This is a genomic window from Algibacter luteus (assembly GCF_030344935.1).
GTDB classification, from domain to species: Bacteria; Bacteroidota; Bacteroidia; order Flavobacteriales; family Flavobacteriaceae; genus Arenitalea; species Arenitalea lutea.
The window spans coordinates 3246624-3266769 of the sequence record NZ_CP128313.1; the positions used below are offsets into that span (position 1 = coordinate 3246624).

The 20146-nt window shown below is 35.1% G+C and carries 11 protein-coding genes, 2 tRNA genes and 3 rRNA genes; 2 read left to right on the forward strand and 14 right to left on the reverse strand.

All coding sequences use genetic code 11. The annotated features are described in order from the left end of the window. Positions 1-42: 42 nt before the first annotated feature. The 14 genes from O5O44_RS13780 to O5O44_RS13845 all read right to left on the reverse strand — a co-directional run bounded on the left by O5O44_RS13780 (position 43) and on the right by O5O44_RS13845 (position 16691). Complete coding sequence (locus tag O5O44_RS13780) at positions 43-438, reverse strand: hypothetical protein (protein ID WP_289194820.1); 396 nt, start codon at positions 436-438, stop codon at positions 43-45. Between the two features lie 81 nt (positions 439-519). Next, complete coding sequence (locus tag O5O44_RS13785) at positions 520-3651, reverse strand: Eco57I restriction-modification methylase domain-containing protein (protein WP_289194821.1); 3132 nt, start codon at positions 3649-3651, stop codon at positions 520-522. Between the two features lie 75 nt (positions 3652-3726). Beyond that, a complete protein-coding gene (locus O5O44_RS13790) occupies positions 3727-4176 on the reverse strand; it encodes a hypothetical protein (RefSeq protein ID WP_289194822.1) in 450 nt (149 codons plus the stop codon). A gap of 56 nt (positions 4177-4232) precedes the next feature. Further along, positions 4233-4964 (reverse strand): hypothetical protein, encoded by a 732-nt coding sequence (locus O5O44_RS13795; RefSeq protein WP_289194823.1) that lies wholly within the window; start codon positions 4962-4964, stop codon positions 4233-4235. Positions 4965-4971: 7 nt separating this feature from the next. Further along, positions 4972-5637 (reverse strand): hypothetical protein, encoded by a 666-nt coding sequence (locus tag O5O44_RS13800; protein WP_289194824.1) that lies wholly within the window; start codon positions 5635-5637, stop codon positions 4972-4974. Between the two features lies 1 nt (position 5638). Next, positions 5639-5926 (reverse strand): helix-turn-helix domain-containing protein, encoded by a 288-nt coding sequence (locus O5O44_RS13805; protein WP_289194825.1) that lies wholly within the window; start codon positions 5924-5926, stop codon positions 5639-5641. 98 nt (positions 5927-6024) lie between these two features. Next, a complete protein-coding gene (locus tag O5O44_RS13810) occupies positions 6025-6783 on the reverse strand; it encodes a hypothetical protein (protein ID WP_289194826.1) in 759 nt (252 codons plus the stop codon). Between the two features lie 14 nt (positions 6784-6797). Continuing rightward, complete coding sequence (locus tag O5O44_RS13815) at positions 6798-8093, reverse strand: site-specific integrase (protein WP_289194827.1); 1296 nt, start codon at positions 8091-8093, stop codon at positions 6798-6800. 573 nt (positions 8094-8666) lie between these two features. After that, positions 8667-8774 (reverse strand): 5S ribosomal RNA (gene rrf, locus O5O44_RS13820). 134 nt (positions 8775-8908) lie between these two features. Beyond that, positions 8909-11731: ribosomal RNA gene (locus O5O44_RS13825) — 23S ribosomal RNA — on the reverse strand. A 260-nt stretch (positions 11732-11991) separates the two neighbouring features. Next, positions 11992-12065: transfer RNA gene (locus tag O5O44_RS13830), tRNA-Ala, on the reverse strand. Between the two features lie 165 nt (positions 12066-12230). After that, a tRNA-Ile gene (locus O5O44_RS13835) sits at positions 12231-12304 on the reverse strand. Positions 12305-12447: 143 nt separating this feature from the next. Then, positions 12448-13969: ribosomal RNA gene (locus O5O44_RS13840) — 16S ribosomal RNA — on the reverse strand. Together the 16S, 23S and 5S rRNA genes with 2 tRNA genes alongside form the textbook arrangement of a ribosomal RNA operon. Positions 13970-14699: 730 nt before the next feature. After that, a complete protein-coding gene (locus O5O44_RS13845; RefSeq protein ID WP_289194828.1) occupies positions 14700-16691 on the reverse strand; it encodes a putative porin in 1992 nt (663 codons plus the stop codon). Positions 16692-17044: 353 nt separating this feature from the next. Here O5O44_RS13845 and rnhB point away from each other — a divergent pair, with 353 nt between their 5' ends. Both rnhB and O5O44_RS13855 read left to right on the forward strand, forming a co-directional pair. Further along, positions 17045-17644, forward strand: coding sequence for a ribonuclease HII (rnhB, locus tag O5O44_RS13850; RefSeq protein ID WP_289194829.1), 600 nt, complete (start codon positions 17045-17047; stop codon positions 17642-17644). A gap of 31 nt (positions 17645-17675) precedes the next feature. Continuing rightward, a complete protein-coding gene (locus tag O5O44_RS13855; protein ID WP_289194830.1) occupies positions 17676-20108 on the forward strand; it encodes a ribonuclease HII in 2433 nt (810 codons plus the stop codon). Positions 20109-20146: the final 38 nt, after the last annotated feature.

The window sequence follows — 20146 nt, forward strand, 5'->3', positions numbered from 1 at the left end:
ATAGGCTCAAAATTGGATATAGTTATCCTTAAAAAAACTGAATTATGCCCTTGGTGGCTGGAAAAGTGATTCCAAATATCTGGAAGTGAAGTTTACTTTATGTAAATTATACTGTTTTTTCTCTTCAAATTTTAATCGATGGGTTAAAGCCAAATTGTTGTTAGCAATAATTAATACTAAAGGATGACAACATTGATTATGGGAATGAACAGGTGTATTTTCCCTATCTGGGTTATGATGATGCTCTTCATTTTGAGTATCACTGCCAAAGTAATCTTCAACTACATATTCAAGGAAAGAGTCACCATAAACTTTATGGTCTTGATAATGGTTAATAACGTTTGAAATTTCTTTAATTGGGCCACAAAAGTCCATATCTATGCTAATCCCTTGAAAAAAGAGTAAAATAGACATTGATATGGAAAAAAAGATTTTCATATAATTTATACAAATATATCAATTATTTAATGCAATGGTTGTGCAAAAATTTTATAACAAGTCAATTATACCCCGTTAAAATTATGATTGCTCAACAATAGCAATCTCCTCCTCTGTTAAGCCATACAGCTCATACACCATAGCATCAATTTCTTTTTCTGTTTGGGTAATTTGGGTTTGTAGGTCTTGGGCTTTTTTCTTGTTGTCTTTAAAAAGCTCCAGCCACTCAAACTCGTCTTTTTTGGTAAGTGGCGTACCGCCTGCTTTTTTAATGGCTTTGTTGAGTTCTTTTATAAATTCTGAAAAGTTTAAATCGTGCCAGTTTTCGAGTTTGCGAGGAATTTTGTTTAATGAAAAGCTATGATTAAAAAAGATTTTGAATTTTTCAATAGTAGTAATTAGATTCGACTTTCCTGATAATAAATCATCCACTACTTTTTTTGCCTTATGTTGAACTTCCGGTCTGGTTATTTTAATAGGGAGCTTTTTAAATTCTGCAACTCTTATTTTTGGAAACAAAGTATCGAACTCATTATTCGAATAACGAAAATAAAATGACATTAATTTTGAATTTAATATACTTATTATATATTCAATAATGAAGTTTGATTGAGTCTCATCATCTATTCGAGCGATATACAAACTGCGGTCAATAATAAATCGCTCTCTAATCAAAGTACTAACGAGTGTCTTTCCTAATATTTCTCTAAAAACAATTCTTGGGCCTTTGAAGTATTTCTCTTGACGTGGTGCAGCTAACCAATCTCCATAACTTATATAATGCTCTTCATCCCAATTATAATTATAGGTACTTACGTGCTTTCCTTTTAATTCTGGAACAAATGATTCATCTTTCTTATAATTTGCGTGGTAAGCTCTATTTTTAATTACTTCATCACTTTGACCAGTATATTTATCATAAGGATTTACACCCCTTGTTACATCCATTATTTCTCCAACTGAAATAACTTCGCTTCTAACTTTTTGAATAATTGGTAGAATAGATTCGCTTATTTCAACATCAAATATGTACCCATCATTATTTAAGAATCTATTTTGCTTTATTTCGTGTTTTAAAAAAGTTTGTTTTTCAGCAATCTCAACAATATCTATCTTACCGTTAGTATTAGCGTTCTTTTGAGCAACAAACACCAAGGTGTCTACTGAAGCGTCAGGAAATACATTATCTAAATTTGGAATTAAAACTGTAAAATGAAGATTATTTAACACATACTTTCTACAATCAGACATTTTAAGATTTTTCAACCAAGAATTTGGAACTATGTAGCTTATTGCTCCATTATTAGTTAAAATTTCAGTTCCTTTTTCCATAAATGAAACATATAGGTCAATTTGATATTGTGCAGTTTGAAAATGTTTGTTAATATATTTTTTTGTACCATCGTCAAGAGACCTTGCAACATATGGCGGATTCCCAATCACCACATCAAAACCCCCGTTTTTAAATATTTGTGGGAATTGCTCCTGCCAATTAAACGCTTTATCGCCTGCTACGGCTTTACTATCTATAAGCGAGTTGCCACATTTTATGTTGTTGCTTAAATCGTTCAGTTTTCGGCGTGGTTGTGCGGTACGCAACCATAAGGAGAGTTTGGCTATTTCTACGCTTTCTTCGTTAAGGTCTACCCCGTAAATATTGTTTTCCAGAATAGTGTTTTCTATATCGCTTAATATCATGCCACCACCCAAAACTTTTGCTTTTAGCTCGTCAATATAGCGGTGTTCCTTTATTAAAAAGTCCAACGCTTGGTTTAAAAATGCGCCCGAACCACAGGCTGGGTCGCAAATGGTTATTTGCAGTAGCCAATCGCGATAGCTGTCCAGTACTTCCAACAGTTGTTTTTTGGTGTTTTGGTGTGTGCCTTTTTTTACTTCAAAATATGCTTCTTCTTTAAAACCAAGTGCTTCTTTTTTCTCTTGGCAGAGTTTGCCAACGGTATTTTCTACAATGTATTTGGTGATGTATTTGGGTGTGTAAAAAACACCATCTTTTTTACGTTTGCTTTTTTGTTTATCGAACGCACCACCTTCAATTTCGGCATTAACGCTTTCAATTTCGTTGAGTGAGTTTTCAAAAATATGCCCTAAAATATTAACATCCACCTGAGAGCTAAAATCGTATTTAGCCAATTTGTAGGTGTGTTTGTAGAGCAAAGCATCGTCAATCTCCAAATTATCTAAAATGGCATCGGGTTTAAAGAGACCGCCATTGTAGGCATAAATCTCTGCCCTTGAGGTGGTGCCTTTTCTACCTTCATCTAAAAAATGAAAGTATTGCTTAAAGAGGTTATACAGTGGGCGTTCGTCTCCAAAATCGATGTCGGCTTTCCACTTATCCAAAATTTGGATGGTTGAGTTTGGAGGTAACAGGTCTCTATCTTCAGCAAAGAAAATGAACAGGAAACGGTCTATTAGTTTTTGCGATTTTTTGAATAGGGATAGTTTGACGTTTTTTTCGAGGGCTTTGTTTTCATTAGCGTTGTTCTCTTCATGAGATTGCCGCGCTTCGCTCGCAATGACAGCTTCCGTTTTAATCCGTTTGGCATTGCGTTTTACGAGGTCTCTAAAAAGTTCGCGTTTAAATACCGAGTAATCGTTATAAAACTGCTTGGTTATTTTATCTTCTTCTACTAAGGAGGCTTCTTTAATAGTGAGTGGTAGATTGTTAAGAATATTGTCTTTTTGAAGACATAAATACATTAAAGCAAATTCCTCTGGTGCTAACTGAAAGAGATTAAACTCTAAAAACTCGGTAGCATCGTTAATGTAAAAACGTAATTTTTCAAAATTAGATGTAACAACATAAACACAATCTTTTTGGTTGGCTTTATAATCGAATGCTTGTTTACGAATGCTTTCTAAATCTTTAGTATTTGTACCTTTTAATTCTATAACACCAACAGCGATTCCTTTACTTAAAATTGCTCCATCTGCTTTCCCTGCCCCTTTTTGGTTTTTAAACTCAGTGGTAATATTGAAGTTGGGCTTTGGGTTTAAGGTGTAATCTAGAATATTTACAAAAAGCTCGTCTAAGAATTTAGCTTGATATTGCTCTTCTTTAGAGTTTTTAATATTTTCTTGAATTATAGGGTTATGAAAATACTTGATGTATTTTTTATAAGCACGTTCTACTGCTAAATTATCTCGTTGGGCTAAATAGGTTTTTAATACTGAAGTTTGGAATAATGCCATAAATTAAATTACCAATAATGCGGTTGCATAAAAGTAAGAAATCTCATGAGAAATAGATTAAATAAATATCTAATTTCAAAATAATGACGACTTATTAGGTGTACTATTCTGAATCATTCTTTTTAGTTGATTTAACTCATTCTTTAAAATTGCAATATCTCCTTTTGTAGCAGGTAGAGAATTTGGCGCAAATAATTTCTTTGCTGCAAAAACTGCAGCATCTGCTGTAGCAGATCCTATAGCCGTATTTGAAATAGAATTTGCATTAATCTTTGGTGCTTTTTGAATACTTTCAATCTTAGTTTCTAAGATTTTTATGGAATCTATAATATCGGTTTTTACAGGTAGGCTTAAACCTTCCCCTTTGGGTAATGTTTCTTCCTTTTGATAGTGACCTGAAACATATTTATAGTCATTTCTTTTATAGCTTGCTTTTGTTTTACAACTTGTGGTGCAATAGACGTGATTACTTCTTCTAGCTTCAAAAGTTTGGCAACAATGTTTGCATAATTTTGTTGTTTTCATAGTCGTTTTCAAGATTTTAATTGATTAAAACGTAAAATAAAGTTTAATTTAACCTTTTATCTTCTCATGCTCTTTCCTTTAAAAACAACAATGTTAAACATTTCAAAGAAACGGTCGTGCATCCTTCCACCATACCTATTACCTAAATCGAACAATGTTTGCTCTATGTTGTTTTCGTGATTGGTATGGTTGCACGTTACATAAGTCATGTATTTTTTTTCGTTTTGTTTAAAGAGAATTTCCTCAATTACATCACAATTTCCGTAGTTGCTTGCAATTCGTTCTGAATTAATATCGTCAATAAACAACTTTGGCCTTACTGTTTTATCCAACATATAACTCCTTTCAAATGGTGTAGGACATACTTCATAACTTTTTACCAAATCTTTTGCACCATAGCCTTTAAACCTTAATACTTTATGCTTATTAAATATTTTCTCAAACACCTTAAAATATGCGCTTTTGCCAATGCCATAACTCCCCACTACCATCAATCCTTTCTTAAAAGATGGTTCATTTTCAGCATGTATAAGGTTTTCACATTTAAAGAACTCCAAATCATTTAAAAAGTAGTAAAACAGCACCTTAATATTTGTCAAGTTATCAGTAGACCCTTTAAATTCTCTACGATATTCCATTTGAAACTCGATAACAAATTCTTCCCATAACTGCTGTTTGGTGAAGATTTGTTGTGGATGCATTATCAATTTCGGACAATCAGTTTTCACTTTTTGTGTTTTAAAATTGCTGACTACTTCCCCGATTTTTTGTGTTTGGTTAAGTCTCATAATTTCATTATCTATTGGTTAATAATTCAGGTTTAACTTTTGTTGAAATCATTTTAGGTCGTTCATTTGCAGCCCATTTTTTTAAACGTTTCTCAATTTCAAAAAATCGTTCTGTTTCAAAACGCATTTTTGTTTTATTAGTGTTAAGCTCGCTCCAGTAATCAAAAAAAGATTCTAAAATTATATTATCAAAAGTGGAGTGAGAGAAAACCTTGTCTCTAAATATCTTTTTTCTATTTTTTATTAAATTATTATTAGTATTCGTTGTTGCTAAATGATTGTCATTTGATTGTGAAATGTTTGCCACTTCATTGCTATTTGGTATGTCATTTGGCGTGTCATTTTGTGACTGACCAACTTCAACAACAAAATCATTTAATTTTGGAAAGCTGATTTTAGTATAAGTTGTTGTAGTTTCTACTTTGAGGTAATTTGTTTTTTCTAATTTTGATAAAGCTGTTCTTATCTTACTTACCGTTAGCCCCGTTTCGACTGCAAGTTTATCGTAAGATGTAATAAACTCTCCTTTATTCACAACAATCCCCTGCCATTTTTTTTTGCTGTAGTTAACCCTTAGCAAACAATGCACAAACAATTTGCAAACATTAACATCCGTATACCATTCCCAATCGATTAACTCACGATGTAGCATTATAAATCCTTTGTTTATCATACTATTCCTGTTTAATGAGTTTCGAAAAAATATCACTCTTTTTGTAGTAGACACGATTCCCTAATCGATAACTAGGGAGTATACCGTTTTTGCGCCAATTCCAAAGTGCTTGTTTGGAACATTTTAGAATTTCAAGAGTTTCATCAACTGTGAGTAGCTCTTCTTCATCTTTTTTAGGTGGCTTATATTTATCAAAAAACTCCTTTAACTTACAATCAACACCAATCAAGATATTTTCAGTAAGCTCCTCGGGAGTAGTTTCAATAACATGCAGTTGTGTTGACTTCATTTGTACTATGTTTAATTCTTAATAGTACAATATTACAATTAACATCACCTAATTTAGACTTTAGGTGTATACGCCAGTTTATAAACAGTATTAAATAACTATGTTAAACGTGCTGGAGGAATAAGAAAGTTTCTATCATCAAATTTTTGTTTTGCTCCTTTATGTCGCTTATTACCTGGACTGAGATATATTTCTATAGAGCTAGCTGAATCACAATCTTTAATATCAAAAACATCATAAAGTTCTCGTGCTAATTTGCGGCAATTTACATCGCCATTTCGCATATCACCTTCCATATAACCTTGTAAAATTAACTCCTGAATAATCACAGCTAACTGGGATGGACCTGCTATCCACTTTAATGGTCTTTTCTCTTTTTTACCTTTGTAGTCTAAAATAAATTTATTGATGATTTCAACTCTTTTCGCAAATTCTTTATGTTTTCTGCTCAAAGATGTCTGATGAAACATTAGGGGGTAATCTAAATCATAATTTTGTATTATACCTTCACTTTCTGTGAAACCGTTTTCTAACTTTACTTCTTTGTAGTAGCCTCGTCCTTCTAGGCGCACCTGTGCATGGTCAATAATCTCCTCAATTTTAGGTACAACCTCAAGATCAAGAACCGAATAGTAGAGCTCTGGGTCGTTACAATAATCGTAATGATGTTGTAAAAAACCATGTAGTTCTAAAATTCGAGTTTCAAAAAGCAGCAAACGTATAAAGTACTTTAAATAGAAGTCGTCAACTAATTTCGGCTCGTAATTACTGTAATTTTTTAGGTTAAACTTATAATCTTTATTTCCTTGATCTAAACTTGACTTTTCATCAATTGCAAATGCATCTTTGTAATTCATTTATAGGTTATTAATTAATTTTTAAAAAAGGCACTATCAGCAATTTTTACAGCTCTTTCTTGAGGTGTCACTTTTATGTATTTATAAAATTCTCGCTCTGTAGAATGACCGCTGATAGACATAATATCAATTGTTGGCATTTTAGATAAATAAGCATTTGTACAAAATGATCTTCTTGCAGTATGTGAAACAATGAGCTTGTGCTTAGGTACTGTTTCTGAAGTCTTTTTTCCACCAACCGTTTTTTGAATTGTGACTTGCTCATTTATCTCTGCTTTTCTTCCTGCTTCTTTAATATATTCGTTAATATCTGGATTATTTAATTTACGAGGAGGAAAACCATTATAACGTTGTTCCATTATTTTTTTAACACGTCTATGAATTGGAACATAAACACGCTTACTAGTTTTTTGTTGCTTAAATTCAAACACTTCTTTTCCGTTAAACGTTTTTATTTGGTCTTTAGTAATTCCATTATAATCTGAAACTCTCTGCCCTGTGTAGTAGCCAATTAAAAATATATCTCTAGCTAGTTCCCAATCTTTTGTTTTCGACAAGTCTGTTTTATATAAAGCATCTATATCAGCTTCGGTAAGATAAATTGAAACAGTTTCTTCAGAAACCATTTTAAATTCAGAGTGCTTATATTTAAGATTAGTATTAATTCCGTCTTCAGTAGCTCTATTTAAAATAGTTACCAAATTCTTTATATGCTTACCTATAGTATTCACAGAATAATTATTATCCTCCAAATATTTTATAAACGTATAATAAAAATTCATATTAATATTATCAAAATCTAAATTATAGTTAACACGACTATTAAATTCTTTTAGCCTATTTACAGTTTGCTTGTAAGACCTAATAGTAATTGGACTTAATTTTACAGCATCAATATTCTTAGCTTGATTTTCTCTTTTTTCAATATAATCATCTGCATATTCAAAAAAAGTAGTAATTAAGCTGTCATTGTTTTCATTTTTTCGAACAATTTTGAAAAGAAGTGATTTTAACACATTCTTGTTTTGTTTTTCTAAGTCATCTAATTTAGATACTGCATCTACAAATTCTGAAGAGAAGTTCAATAAATCACTATTAACTTTTTCCCTATTTCTTATCGTAGATACCGCTCTAATTCTTTGGTATGTTTTATCCCAATTTTTAGGTAAAACTTTATAACCCGTGGCAAATTTTATGCGATTGTTTCTACCAAAACTATAATCTAAAATTATAGAGGTTTCCTTTTTGGAATTACCATCTTTTAATCTATATTTAATCGTTCCCGAAGTAGGTTTAATTGATTTACTCATAATTTCAATAAATGATTTATATAAAAAGGGACAACAAAAGGGACAACATCTCCTTTAACTATTGTTATTTCAAAAGTATATAAATTATTTAAAATATCTCATAAGTATTATAAATAAAGGCACAAAAAGATTATTATATAAAATAGCATAACATAGATTCAAGCAAATAATGGTACTGGAGGTACCACAAAAAAATCCCGAAACTTTAATGTTTACGGGATTTTTTGTTTTTAAAATATTCATAATGATTTTTAGGGCGGGTTTTTCCAGAAAAAGCAAAAACCGCGCTATCCGTTACTAGTTTTGGCTCGATGCTCGCCTCGCCAAAAGCTATCCTCTACTATCACTCCCGCAAGTCTGTGTTAACTTCCCGCTTGCCATTAATACCGTTTTGGTATGTTTTGAGTTTAGATCAAAAAAAATCCCGATTCTAGAATAAGAATTGGGATCCATAAAAGGCAACTATTCTAAGCTCCCCTAATGTAGTACCATCGGCACCGATGGTTTGCTTTTCAATACTATTTCGATTTAAAGCACAAAAAAACCCTCCATGTTTCCATGAAGGGCTTTCAAAAAAGGCAACGACCTACTCTCCCACAAATGTAGTACCATCGGCGCTAATGGGCTTAACTTCTCTGTTCGGAATGGTAAGAGGTGAGCCCCATCGCTATAACCACCTTAAGTTATAGCTGCTGACTGTCGGCTTTCGCTTCTAGTCTTCAGCGTTCCGATTAAAATCGGAACAAATATCTTAACATATTGAAAATAAGAACATGATTGTAATAATTCTATTGAACTTTATAAAAAAACAGGCGTACAATAAGCCTATGGGTTATTAGTACTACTCGGCTATGACATTACTGCCTTTACACCTATAGCCTATCAACGTGGTCATCTCCCACGACCCTTTAAAGAAATCTCATCTTGTGGTGGGTTTCGCGCTTATATGCTTTCAGCGCTTATCCCTTCCAAACGTAGCTACTCTGCAATGCTCCTGGCGGAACAACAGATACACCAGAGGTTTGTCCAACTCGGTCCTCTCGTACTAGAGTCAGATCCACTCAAATTTCTAACGCCCACTGTAGATAGAGACCGAACTGTCTCACGACGTTCTGAACCCAGCTCGCGTGCCACTTTAATGGGCGAACAGCCCAACCCTTGGGACCTTCTCCAGCCCCAGGATGTGACGAGCCGACATCGAGGTGCCAAACCCCCCCGTCGATATGAGCTCTTGGGGGAGATCAGCCTGTTATCCCCGGCGTACCTTTTATCCTTTGAGCGATGGCCCTTCCATGCGGAACCACCGGATCACTATGCTCTACTTTCGTACCTGATCGACTTGTAGGTCTCTCAGTCAAGCTCCCTTATGCCATTGCACTCTACGCACGGTTACCAAGCGTGCTGAGGGAACCTTTAGAAGCCTCCGTTACTCTTTTGGAGGCGACCACCCCAGTCAAACTACCCACCAAGCACTGTCCCTTCCTAAGAAGGTTAGACTCTAGATAAGCAAAGGGTGGTATTTCAACAATGACTCCACAACGCCTAGCGACGCCACTTCAAAGTCTCCCACCTATCCTACACATTACTTATCCAAAACCAATACTAAGCTATAGTAAAGGTGCACGGGGTCTTTTCGTCCCACAGCGGGTAATCGGCATCTTCACCGATACTACAATTTCACCGAGCTCATGGCTGAGACAGTGTCCAGATCGTTGCACCATTCGTGCAGGTCGGAACTTACCCGACAAGGAATTTCGCTACCTTAGGACCGTTATAGTTACGGCCGCCGTTTACTGGGGCTTCATTTGATTGCTTTGCCGAAGCTAACAACTCCACTTAACCTTCCAGCACCGGGCAGGTGTCAGGCCATATACATCATCTTTCAATTTAGCATAGCCCTGTGTTTTTGATAAACAGTCGCCTGGACCTTTTCACTGCGGCCACCCCGAAGGGTGGCGACTCTTCTCCCGAAGTTACGAGTCTATTTTGCCTAATTCCTTAGCCATGAATCTCTCGAGCTCCTTAGAATTCTCATCCCAACTACCTGTGTCGGTTTAGGGTACGGGCCGCTTCTCTCGCTTTTCTTGGAAGTCGCTTCTCTGGATTATCACCTTGGCCGAAACCTCAGTGTACTATCGCCGTGTTACCACTGGCTTCAACGAACTATTCCGTCAGTTCGCACCAAATATACGCCTCCGTCACTTTTATTGAGAGCGGGTACAGGAATATTAACCTGTTGTCCATCCACTACCCCTTTCGGGTTCGCGTTAGGTCCCGACTAACCCTCAGCTGATTAGCATAGCTGAGGAAACCTTAGTCTTTCGGAGTGCGGGTTTCTCGCCCGCATTATCGTTACTTATGCCTACATTTTCTTTTGTAGCTTCTCCAGCATGTCTCACAACACACCTTCGACGACACTACAATGCTCCCCTACCGATATTTCTATCCCATAGCTTCGGTAATATGTTTATGCCCGATTATTATCCATGCCGAACCGCTCGACTAGTGAGCTGTTACGCACTCTTTAAATGAATGGCTGCTTCCAAGCCAACATCCTAGCTGTCTAAGCAGTTCAACCTCGTTTTTTCAACTTAACATATATTTTGGGACCTTAGCTGATGGTCTGGGTTCTTTCCCTCTCGGACATGGACCTTAGCACCCATGCCCTCACTGCTGATAAACATTTTATAGCATTCGGAGTTTGTCAGGAATTGGTAGGCGGTGAAGCCCCCGCATCCAATCAGTAGCTCTACCTCTATAAAACTATTAATCAACGCTGCACCTAAATGCATTTCGGGGAGTACGAGCTATTTCCGAGTTTGATTGGCCTTTCACCCCTACCCACAGGTCATCCGAAGACTTTTCAACGTCAACCGGTTCGGTCCTCCACAGTATGTTACTACTGCTTCAACCTGCCCATGGGTAGATCACACGGTTTCGCGTCTACCACTACTAACTAAAGCGCCCTATTCAGACTCGCTTTCGCTACGGATCCGCACCTGAAGTGCTTAACCTTGCTAGCAACGGTAACTCGTAGGCTCATTATGCAAAAGGCACGCCGTCACAGATCAAGTCTGCTCCGACCGCTTGTAAGCGTATGGTTTCAGGTTCTATTTCACTCCCTTATTCAGGGTTCTTTTCACCTTTCCCTCACGGTACTAGTTCACTATCGGTCTCTCAAGAGTATTTAGCCTTATCGGATGGTCCCGACTGTTTCATACAGGGTTTCACGTGCCCCGCACTACTCAGGATACCACTATATCCACATGCTTTACTTATACCGGGCTATCACCGTCTATGGCCTGTCTTTCCAAACAGTTCTAATTCATTATGCTTCTAATGTCGTGGTCCTACAACCCCAGTATTGCCGTAACAACACTGGTTTGGGCTAATCCGCGTTCGCTCGCCACTACTAACGGAATCACTTTTGTTTTCTTCTCCTCCGGGTACTTAGATGTTTCAGTTCTCCGGGTTCGCCTCCTTGCGGATACTATATCTTCAATATAGTGGGTTGCCCCATTCGGATATCTGCGGATCAATTCATGTGTGCTGATCCCCGCAGCTTTTCGCAGCTTATCACGTCCTTCTTCGCCTTTGAGAGCCTAGGCATTCCCCATACGCCCTTATTTAGCTTATTGTACTTTTTGCTTTTTTAATGAGTTTACTATGTCTATCAACGATTTGATAAACATAATATGATTAATTAGATATCGCTCGTGATTCTAATTAATCCTAATTATTACTTAAATATGATTAGACTAATCTAATCATATTTTCATGTATCTTTTTTCAATATGTCAATGAACGTTTTTCTAAAGATTTTTAGAACGTTAGATTTTTAGATTGCTAGACAATATCTAAACATCTAATGGTCTAACTTTCTAACCATCTAGAATCGTGGAGAATATCGGAGTCGAACCGATGACCTCCTGCGTGCAAGGCAGGCGCTCTAGCCAGCTGAGCTAATCCCCCGTTTCTTTAAGTTGACAGTCCACAGTCTGCAGTATGCAGTCGCTTGTTGCCGACTCGTTGGTGGATAGTCCTCTTCTAGAATTTCCTTTTCAATTTGTAATGAACGTCTAAAATCAATTCTTTATTAAATAATAATTATCTAATAATAAAATCAACCTTAGGTTGTAGTCTCAGGCAGACTCGAACTGCCGACCTCTACATTATCAGTGTAGCGCTCTAACCAGCTGAGCTATGAGACTGTTTATAGTCGTCAGTGTTCAGTTTTCAGTAATATATTTATTACCGACCACCGTTTTCTGGTGACTTATTTTTTAAATTAACAGCAATGAGAATAAACTATCTCTCGTAATAGTTATGATACTTTTTAGTCGTCTTTCTCTAGAAAGGAGGTGTTCCAGCCGCACCTTCCGGTACGGCTACCTTGTTACGACTTAGCCCTAGTTACCGACTTTACCCTAGGCCGCTCCTTGCGGTGACGGACTTCAGGCACTTCCAGCTTCCATGGCTTGACGGGCGGTGTGTACAAGGCCCGGGAACGTATTCACCGCATCATGGCTGATATGCGATTACTAGCGATTCCAGCTTCACGGAGTCGAGTTGCAGACTCCGATCCGAACTGTGATAGGGTTTATAGATTCGCTCCTGGTCACCCAGTGGCTGCTCTCTGTCCCTACCATTGTAGCACGTGTGTAGCCCAGGACGTAAGGGCCGTGATGATTTGACGTCATCCCCACCTTCCTCACAGTTTGCACTGGCAGTCTTGTTAGAGTTCCCATCTTTACATGCTGGCAACTAACAACAGGGGTTGCGCTCGTTATAGGACTTAACCTGACACCTCACGGCACGAGCTGACGACAACCATGCAGCACCTTGTAAATTGTCCGAAGAAAAGTCTATCTCTAAACCTGTCAATCTACATTTAAGCCCTGGTAAGGTTCCTCGCGTATCATCGAATTAAACCACATGCTCCACCGCTTGTGCGGGCCCCCGTCAATTCCTTTGAGTTTCATTCTTGCGAACGTACTCCCCAGGTGGGATACTTATCACTTTCGCTTAGCCACTCAGATAAATCCGAACAGCTAGTATCCATCGTTTACGGCGTAGACTACCGGGGTATCTAATCCCGTTCGCTACCTACGCTTTCGTCCATCAGTGTCAATATATTATTAGTAATCTGCCTTCGCAATTGGTATTCTATGTAATATCTATGCATTTCACCGCTACACTACATATTCTAACTACTTCATAATAATTCAAGATAACCAGTATCAAAGGCAATTCTACAGTTGAGCTGCAGACTTTCACCCCTGACTTAATTATCCACCTACGGACCCTTTAAACCCAATGATTCCGGATAACGCTTGGATCCTCCGTATTACCGCGGCTGCTGGCACGGAGTTAGCCGATCCTTATTCTTACAGTACCGTCAAGTCGCTACACGTAGCGATGTTTCTTCCTGTATAAAAGCAGTTTACAACCCATAGGGCAGTCTTCCTGCACGCGGCATGGCTGGATCAGAGTTGCCTCCATTGTCCAATATTCCTCACTGCTGCCTCCCGTAGGAGTCTGGTCCGTGTCTCAGTACCAGTGTGGGGGATCCCCCTCTCAGGGCCCCTACCTATCGTTGCCTTGGTATGCCGTTACCATACCAACTAGCTAATAGGACGCATACTCATCTTGTACCGTAACCTTTAATATTAGGTCCATGCGAACTTAACATACTATGGGGTATTAATCTTCATTTCTAAAGGCTATCCCCCAGTACAAGGTAGATTGTATACGCGTTACGCACCCGTGCGCCGGTCGTCAGCAAAGAAGCAAGCTTCTCTCTGTTACCCCTCGACTTGCATGTGTTAGGCCTGCCGCTAGCGTTCATCCTGAGCCAGGATCAAACTCTTCATCGTTAATTTTTGTGTGTTACTATCATATTTATAATACAATGCAACAACTTTTAACAACTAATCAGAATCTCTAGTACTCAAAATGGTCTATTCTCTTTGTTGAAAATTATCGTTTCCAATAACTTTCTTACGCTGTCAATTCAATATGTTTATGAACTTTTTTTATCTTTTCTTAAAGTCTTTCCTCCTTAAGCGGGTGCAAATATAAAACCCTTTTTTAAACTCCACAATACTTTTTTAATCTTTTTTGAAAAAAATATGAACCTTTTTCTTTCCCAACTAAATAAGTAACATTTTATGAACTTCGCCAAACAACTCTACTGCTGTTTTTAGCGGGTGCAAACATACTACCTATTTTTAATTACGCAATGGCTTTTTTAAACTTTTTTTTGCCTTTTTTTTATATCACTTTTAACTGCCTTGTTTTCTGTTATTTATAACCCTTAATTTTATTTAACTTTTTTTTAATCTTATGACTAAAAGCATCTAGGTACGGATTATATACTGTTAATTGATCAGCTATTTTGACCTGTGAATCTTGTAGGCTTGAATTGTTCTTTTATTATGTGAACGGTATTGTTATCGTATTTAATCATTATATCGTTATGCCCGCGTTAGGGATTGTAGTGGATAGCCCACAGCGGAGGTACGACGCGAGCACTTGAAACCCTTAGACTCCGCTCAGGATAAAATTCAGCCCGACCCCTTTGGGGAACGCACTAATAAAAAAATTTTATAGGAAGAAATTCCATACTAAGCCGAAACGTATTGCGAAATCGCGGTATGGATACGTTGGTGCTGAATAAAAGTTATAGCCTGTGAATGAGGAATTGAAATGTTCGAGCTTGAAATAGATACGGGTTTGACGGATTTTTGCGTTTAAGAAAAAATCTAACCTTGGAAAATCGCCATATTGGGTTTCGTTTTGTACATAAAATTCTGATAGTAATGGACTGTAAGCATCCATATAATACTTTGAGAAGTAATTTAATGTTACACCGGTTTGAAGATACATGGCTTTTTTGAATAGGTGACTTGAGAAATAGAATGTGTTTCGGGTGTTTATTTCGGGAACGTTTAATACCTGATTATCGTCCTTTACGTTTTGATACATTATAGTATTGTTTAGGGCGAATTTTCCGAATTTTATTTCGTTTTCTAACTTAACCCTAAAGTAGGATATGGATTTATTGTTTTGAAATGGATTGACTTGTGCTGTGGTTTCGTCTTTTTTAAAGTATACGTAATCATTTATTGTTGAGAAATCTGCGGTGATGTTTGCAAGTTCTTTATATTTAAGATTGAACCCTATTTGCTGGGCTTCGATATTATTGAAATTATTTTGCCAGTTGTAATTTAAATAATCACTTTGGTATAATAATGTATTAAAGTTTGGCACTTTTGAACTGTGATTTAAGGATGCCGATGCCGAAATATCGTCGTTTAATTTAAAGGTTGCATCTGCTTTGAGGTAATTGCCTTCAAAATCTCCAGTGACATTTACTCCCAACTCTCCGTTTAATCGAAAGCCTTTATAGCGTTTACTATATTTACCGCCTACACCAAACACATTTCCTTTTAAGCGATTTACAATAGTATTACTGTTTAAAACTACTAACTTATTATAACCGTAGTTATAGTTGGTATTGTTTACATTTATTTGAACGTTACCTAATACGTTATTATAGTAATCTAGTTGCAGCTCGTTATAGAAATTTTCTAGTGTTGCTTTATCTGATAAACTTCTTGATTTGAATGCATCTCCAAAAATAGTCGTATTCGCTGTTGTTTGTTTATATTGATAGTATTTATCTTCAAAAGTCATGATGTGTCTTACACTAAGTCTGCTTTTTGAAGTAGAATCGTTTAAGGTGTTAGGAAGATACTTCTCAATTACTTTTTTATAGATGTCGTAGTTTTGATCGAGATAAATGCGTTTACCAATTAAAATATTTTCGGCATTTTCATAATTAACATCGAGGATGGAGCGTTCAAGAAATTCTTCTATGCCTGCTTCAAAATTTTCTACACTTTCGTCAATTAGTCCGCCATTTTCTTCATTATACAAATCTTGTGTTACTATATGGCCTCTGGCCTGATACTTCTTATTTTTAGAAGTATAGTTTGATGTAAACCTAAAATTACCTGTACTTGTAATGGCGTGCTGGTAAAAGCCAATGGAGCGCATACCTTTATAAGCGATGGAGAAGTTTAATTGTGGTGAAACGTTAACACTAAAAAAAGAATCGGCAGTCTGCCCTTGTTCAAACACGGTACGATAAAACAACTCGGTAAACGGGGTTGGCATTCGATAATAAAATATATCATCGATTTCCATATAATTAAAGTGTCTTGCTGTCGCGCCAAATTTTGGCATGGCCTCGGTATTTTGAAAATTATAGGTTAGGCTATTATAAGATTGCCCAACATTAGAAAATGGAATTAAGCCGAAATTATCTTTACGAAGGTAATTAAACTTGTATTCTTTTCTAATGGTTAATGTAGTATCCACAAAGGTGGTATCTCTTCCTTGAGAAATGATTAGATAATCTTCTATTTTAGTTTTTGGACTTTTTGTGCTTGCCCCTTTTGTTTTGCTCCTAATTGAATCTTGTACACCAAAAGATTTATCGTCTATACTAGTACCCTTTTGAATTGGTTGTATTTGAGCCGTACTAATATTAACTATAAGCAACCCGAAACAAGTTAATAAGACTTTAAGCATCTGATTATATATATTTCTATTTTTAATTTTTAGGGTTACTACCATATTAAGATTAAGAGTGAACTGAAGAAAATTTTGTTGTTTCCAGATATTCTTTGGCAAAAGTAATTATTTGAACGTAAAGTGTTGAAAAATATTTTAAATAAAGAAAGCCAGCGTTTCTTCGCTGGCTTTCTTTTTAATTATAACATCTAATTACATAGATGAGATTTAAAATTATATTTGAGTTAGTCGATAGCAAACATCTAAATAATAAATTTAAAAAACAACTACTTTTACGAAAAACATACACATCGCTAGTTTATATGAATGATACCTAGCAAGTTAATTTTATATTTGTTTTTATTTTAAATATGCTATTACTAAACCACTCTGAATACAATTTAGAATGCGGAACTGACGAAGCAGGACGCGGTTGTTTGGCTGGTCCTGTAACCGCTGCAGCAGTGATTTTACCTAAAGATTTTAAGAATTTAATATTAAACGATTCCAAACAATTAAGCGAAAAAAAAAGAACGCTTTTAAAACCGGTTATTGAAGAAGAGTCTATTTGTTTTGGAGTTTCTCATGTTTTTCAAGAAGAAATAGATACTATTAATATTTTAAACGCTTCTATTTTAGCTATGCATCAGGCTATAGAAAACTTAAATACAATACCAGAATTTATAATTGTTGATGGTAATAAATTCAAGCCCTTTAAAAATATTCCTTACGAAACCATAATAAAAGGAGATGGTAAGTATTTAAGCATTGCAGCCGCTTCTATACTAGCAAAAACTTACCGTGATAAATACATGGATAAAATTCATGAAGAATTTCCGATGTACAATTGGAAACAAAATAAAGGTTACCCAACCAAAGAACACAGGGCTGCCATAAAAAAGTACGGCATAACCAAATATCACAGAAAATCTTTTAGATTAATGCCAGAACAATTAAAGTTAGGTTTTTAAGTTTTTATATTTGCTGAAATTAATGAAGTCCATGAGATTATTTTGCAGTTCCCTCCTACTTATTTTATTTTTTGGTTGCTCAAACACAGGCAAAAAACACAACAATCTTATAGAATTTATTCCTGACAATGCTAGTTTAATTATTAAAACCAATAATCTAGAAAGTTTAAATAGTAGTTTAAAAAACAACGATTTTATTGAACGGTTTTCCAAAACAACTGCTTACAATCGTTTACAAGAAAAGCTAAAGCCTTTGGCTTTACTCAAGCCATTAAATGAAGTTGTTTTATGTTTATCTGAAGGCGTTAATGACAATCTGGATTTCACCGTGATTACCAAACTAAATTCGAATATACTCGAAACAGATTCACTTCCAAATTACACTGAAGAAACGTTAACCTATAAAAACAAAACAATAATAAAATCGACACTAAATGATAATTCTTTTTACACTGCAAGTATTGATAGTGTGCTAGTAGTTTCATCATCAAAATCCATAGTAGAAAATACTTTTAGTAGTTTTAACGATGATGATGAATTCAAAAAAGCCTATCGCACTACTAGCAACGACAAATCCTGCTCTATTATTATAAAACCCAATTCAGAATTTATTTCAACATTTTTTATTGAAGATTTTTTAAATCTTAATAATTTTACCGAATATCTTGCTCTTGACGTTGAAATGAACCAGAACAGTATTTATTTTAATGGTATCACTAAAGCTTTAGATTCTTCAAAAAAATTAATTAATATTTTCAAAAACACCTATCCTCAGGTTAATCAAACTCAGCATATAACGCCTTCAAACAGCGACGGTTTTATGAGTTTTTCCTTTAATGATTTTAAGATTTTAGAATCAAATTTATTGAAATATCAGCAGAAAGATTCTTTAATGAGTAACGCTATTCTTTTTAATGATGTTGTAGAAGTTGGTGTGATTTATGAAGATAAAAACCGTGCTATTGTACTTAACTCTGTAGATGTTATAGCTACTAAAGATGCTTTAATAGCAGAACAATCCGTTACAGATACTTATAGAGAAATTGAAATTTATAATTTTAGTCAACCTAAGTTATTCGCTGAAACATTTTCACCTTTAATAAGCGATACTCATGCCAATTTGTATTGCATTTTAGATAATTTTTTTGTGTTTTCAAGCCAAATGGACATGTTGCAAAATATAATTGCTAGTTATCAAAACAAAACCACTTTTTCGAACTCTTTAATTTTTGAAGACACCAAGGAGAAACTTAGTGATGCATCTTCAATTTTACAGATAAATAATGCTTCAACATTAAAAAACATTTTTCATAAAAATTTAGGCTCCGATGAAAAATTTAATATTGTAGAATATAACCAATCGGCCATCCAATTTATCTACGATAATAATTTTGCTCATGTTAATGGCGTTGTAAATAAAAACAAAACTCGAGGGTCTTTAAATTCTGTTTCGGAAGAATTAAATATTAAGTTAGATAATGATATCTTAAACACGCCTCAATTTGTTACAAATCATATTACCAAGCATAAAGAAATTGTTGTGCAAGATGTAAACAACAACCTTTATCTTATTTCTAATAAAGGAAAAATTCTATGGAAAAAACGATTACAAGGACCTGTTTTAGGCAGAATTGAACAAATTGATATTTACAAAAACGGTCGTTTACAACTGGCTTTTGCAACACTAAAAAAAGTCTATGTTTTAGACAGAAAAGGGAGAGAAGTTAAACCGTTTTCGTTGAATTTTAAAGACAAAATTACACAACCGCTTGCTATTTTTGATTACGATAAAAGAAAAGATTATCGACTTTTAGTTACCCAAGGTAAAAACGTATTAATGTATAATGTTAAAGGAAAAATAGTATCTGGCTTTAAATTTAAATCGGCAAAAAATGCTGTTGTATGTAAACCCGAACACTTTAGAATTGGTAGTAAAGATTATATTATTATTAAAACAAACAAAAACCTTTATATTTTAGATAGACTCGGTAAAATAAGAGTTAAACCAAAACAGTCTTTTTCATACTCCAATCAACCTGTTTTTCTATATAATAATACTTTCACAACTACAAGTGAGTCTGGAGATTTAGTTTCTGTTAATCCATTGGGAAACGTTTCATCAAGAAAGTTAAACCTTTCTAATAATCATTTTATAGAAACAACAAGTAAAACGCTGGTAACACAAAGTGAAAACAAGCTATTTATAAAAAATAAAACTACTGAGCTTGATTTTGGCAATTACGTAAATCCAAAGATATTTTACATCAATGATAAAATTTATGTTTCGACAACAGATTTGCAATCTCATAAAATCTATTTGTTTGATAGTGCCTCAAAATTACTTCCCAATTTTCCGGTTTATGGCAATTCGACCATAGAGTTAGACAATATAGATAAGGATAAAAATTTAGAATTTGTTACCATAGGAGAAAGCAATGCTATTATTCTATATCAAATTAATTAAATTTATGATCATTTAAATACATTAAGTTGTATGAAATT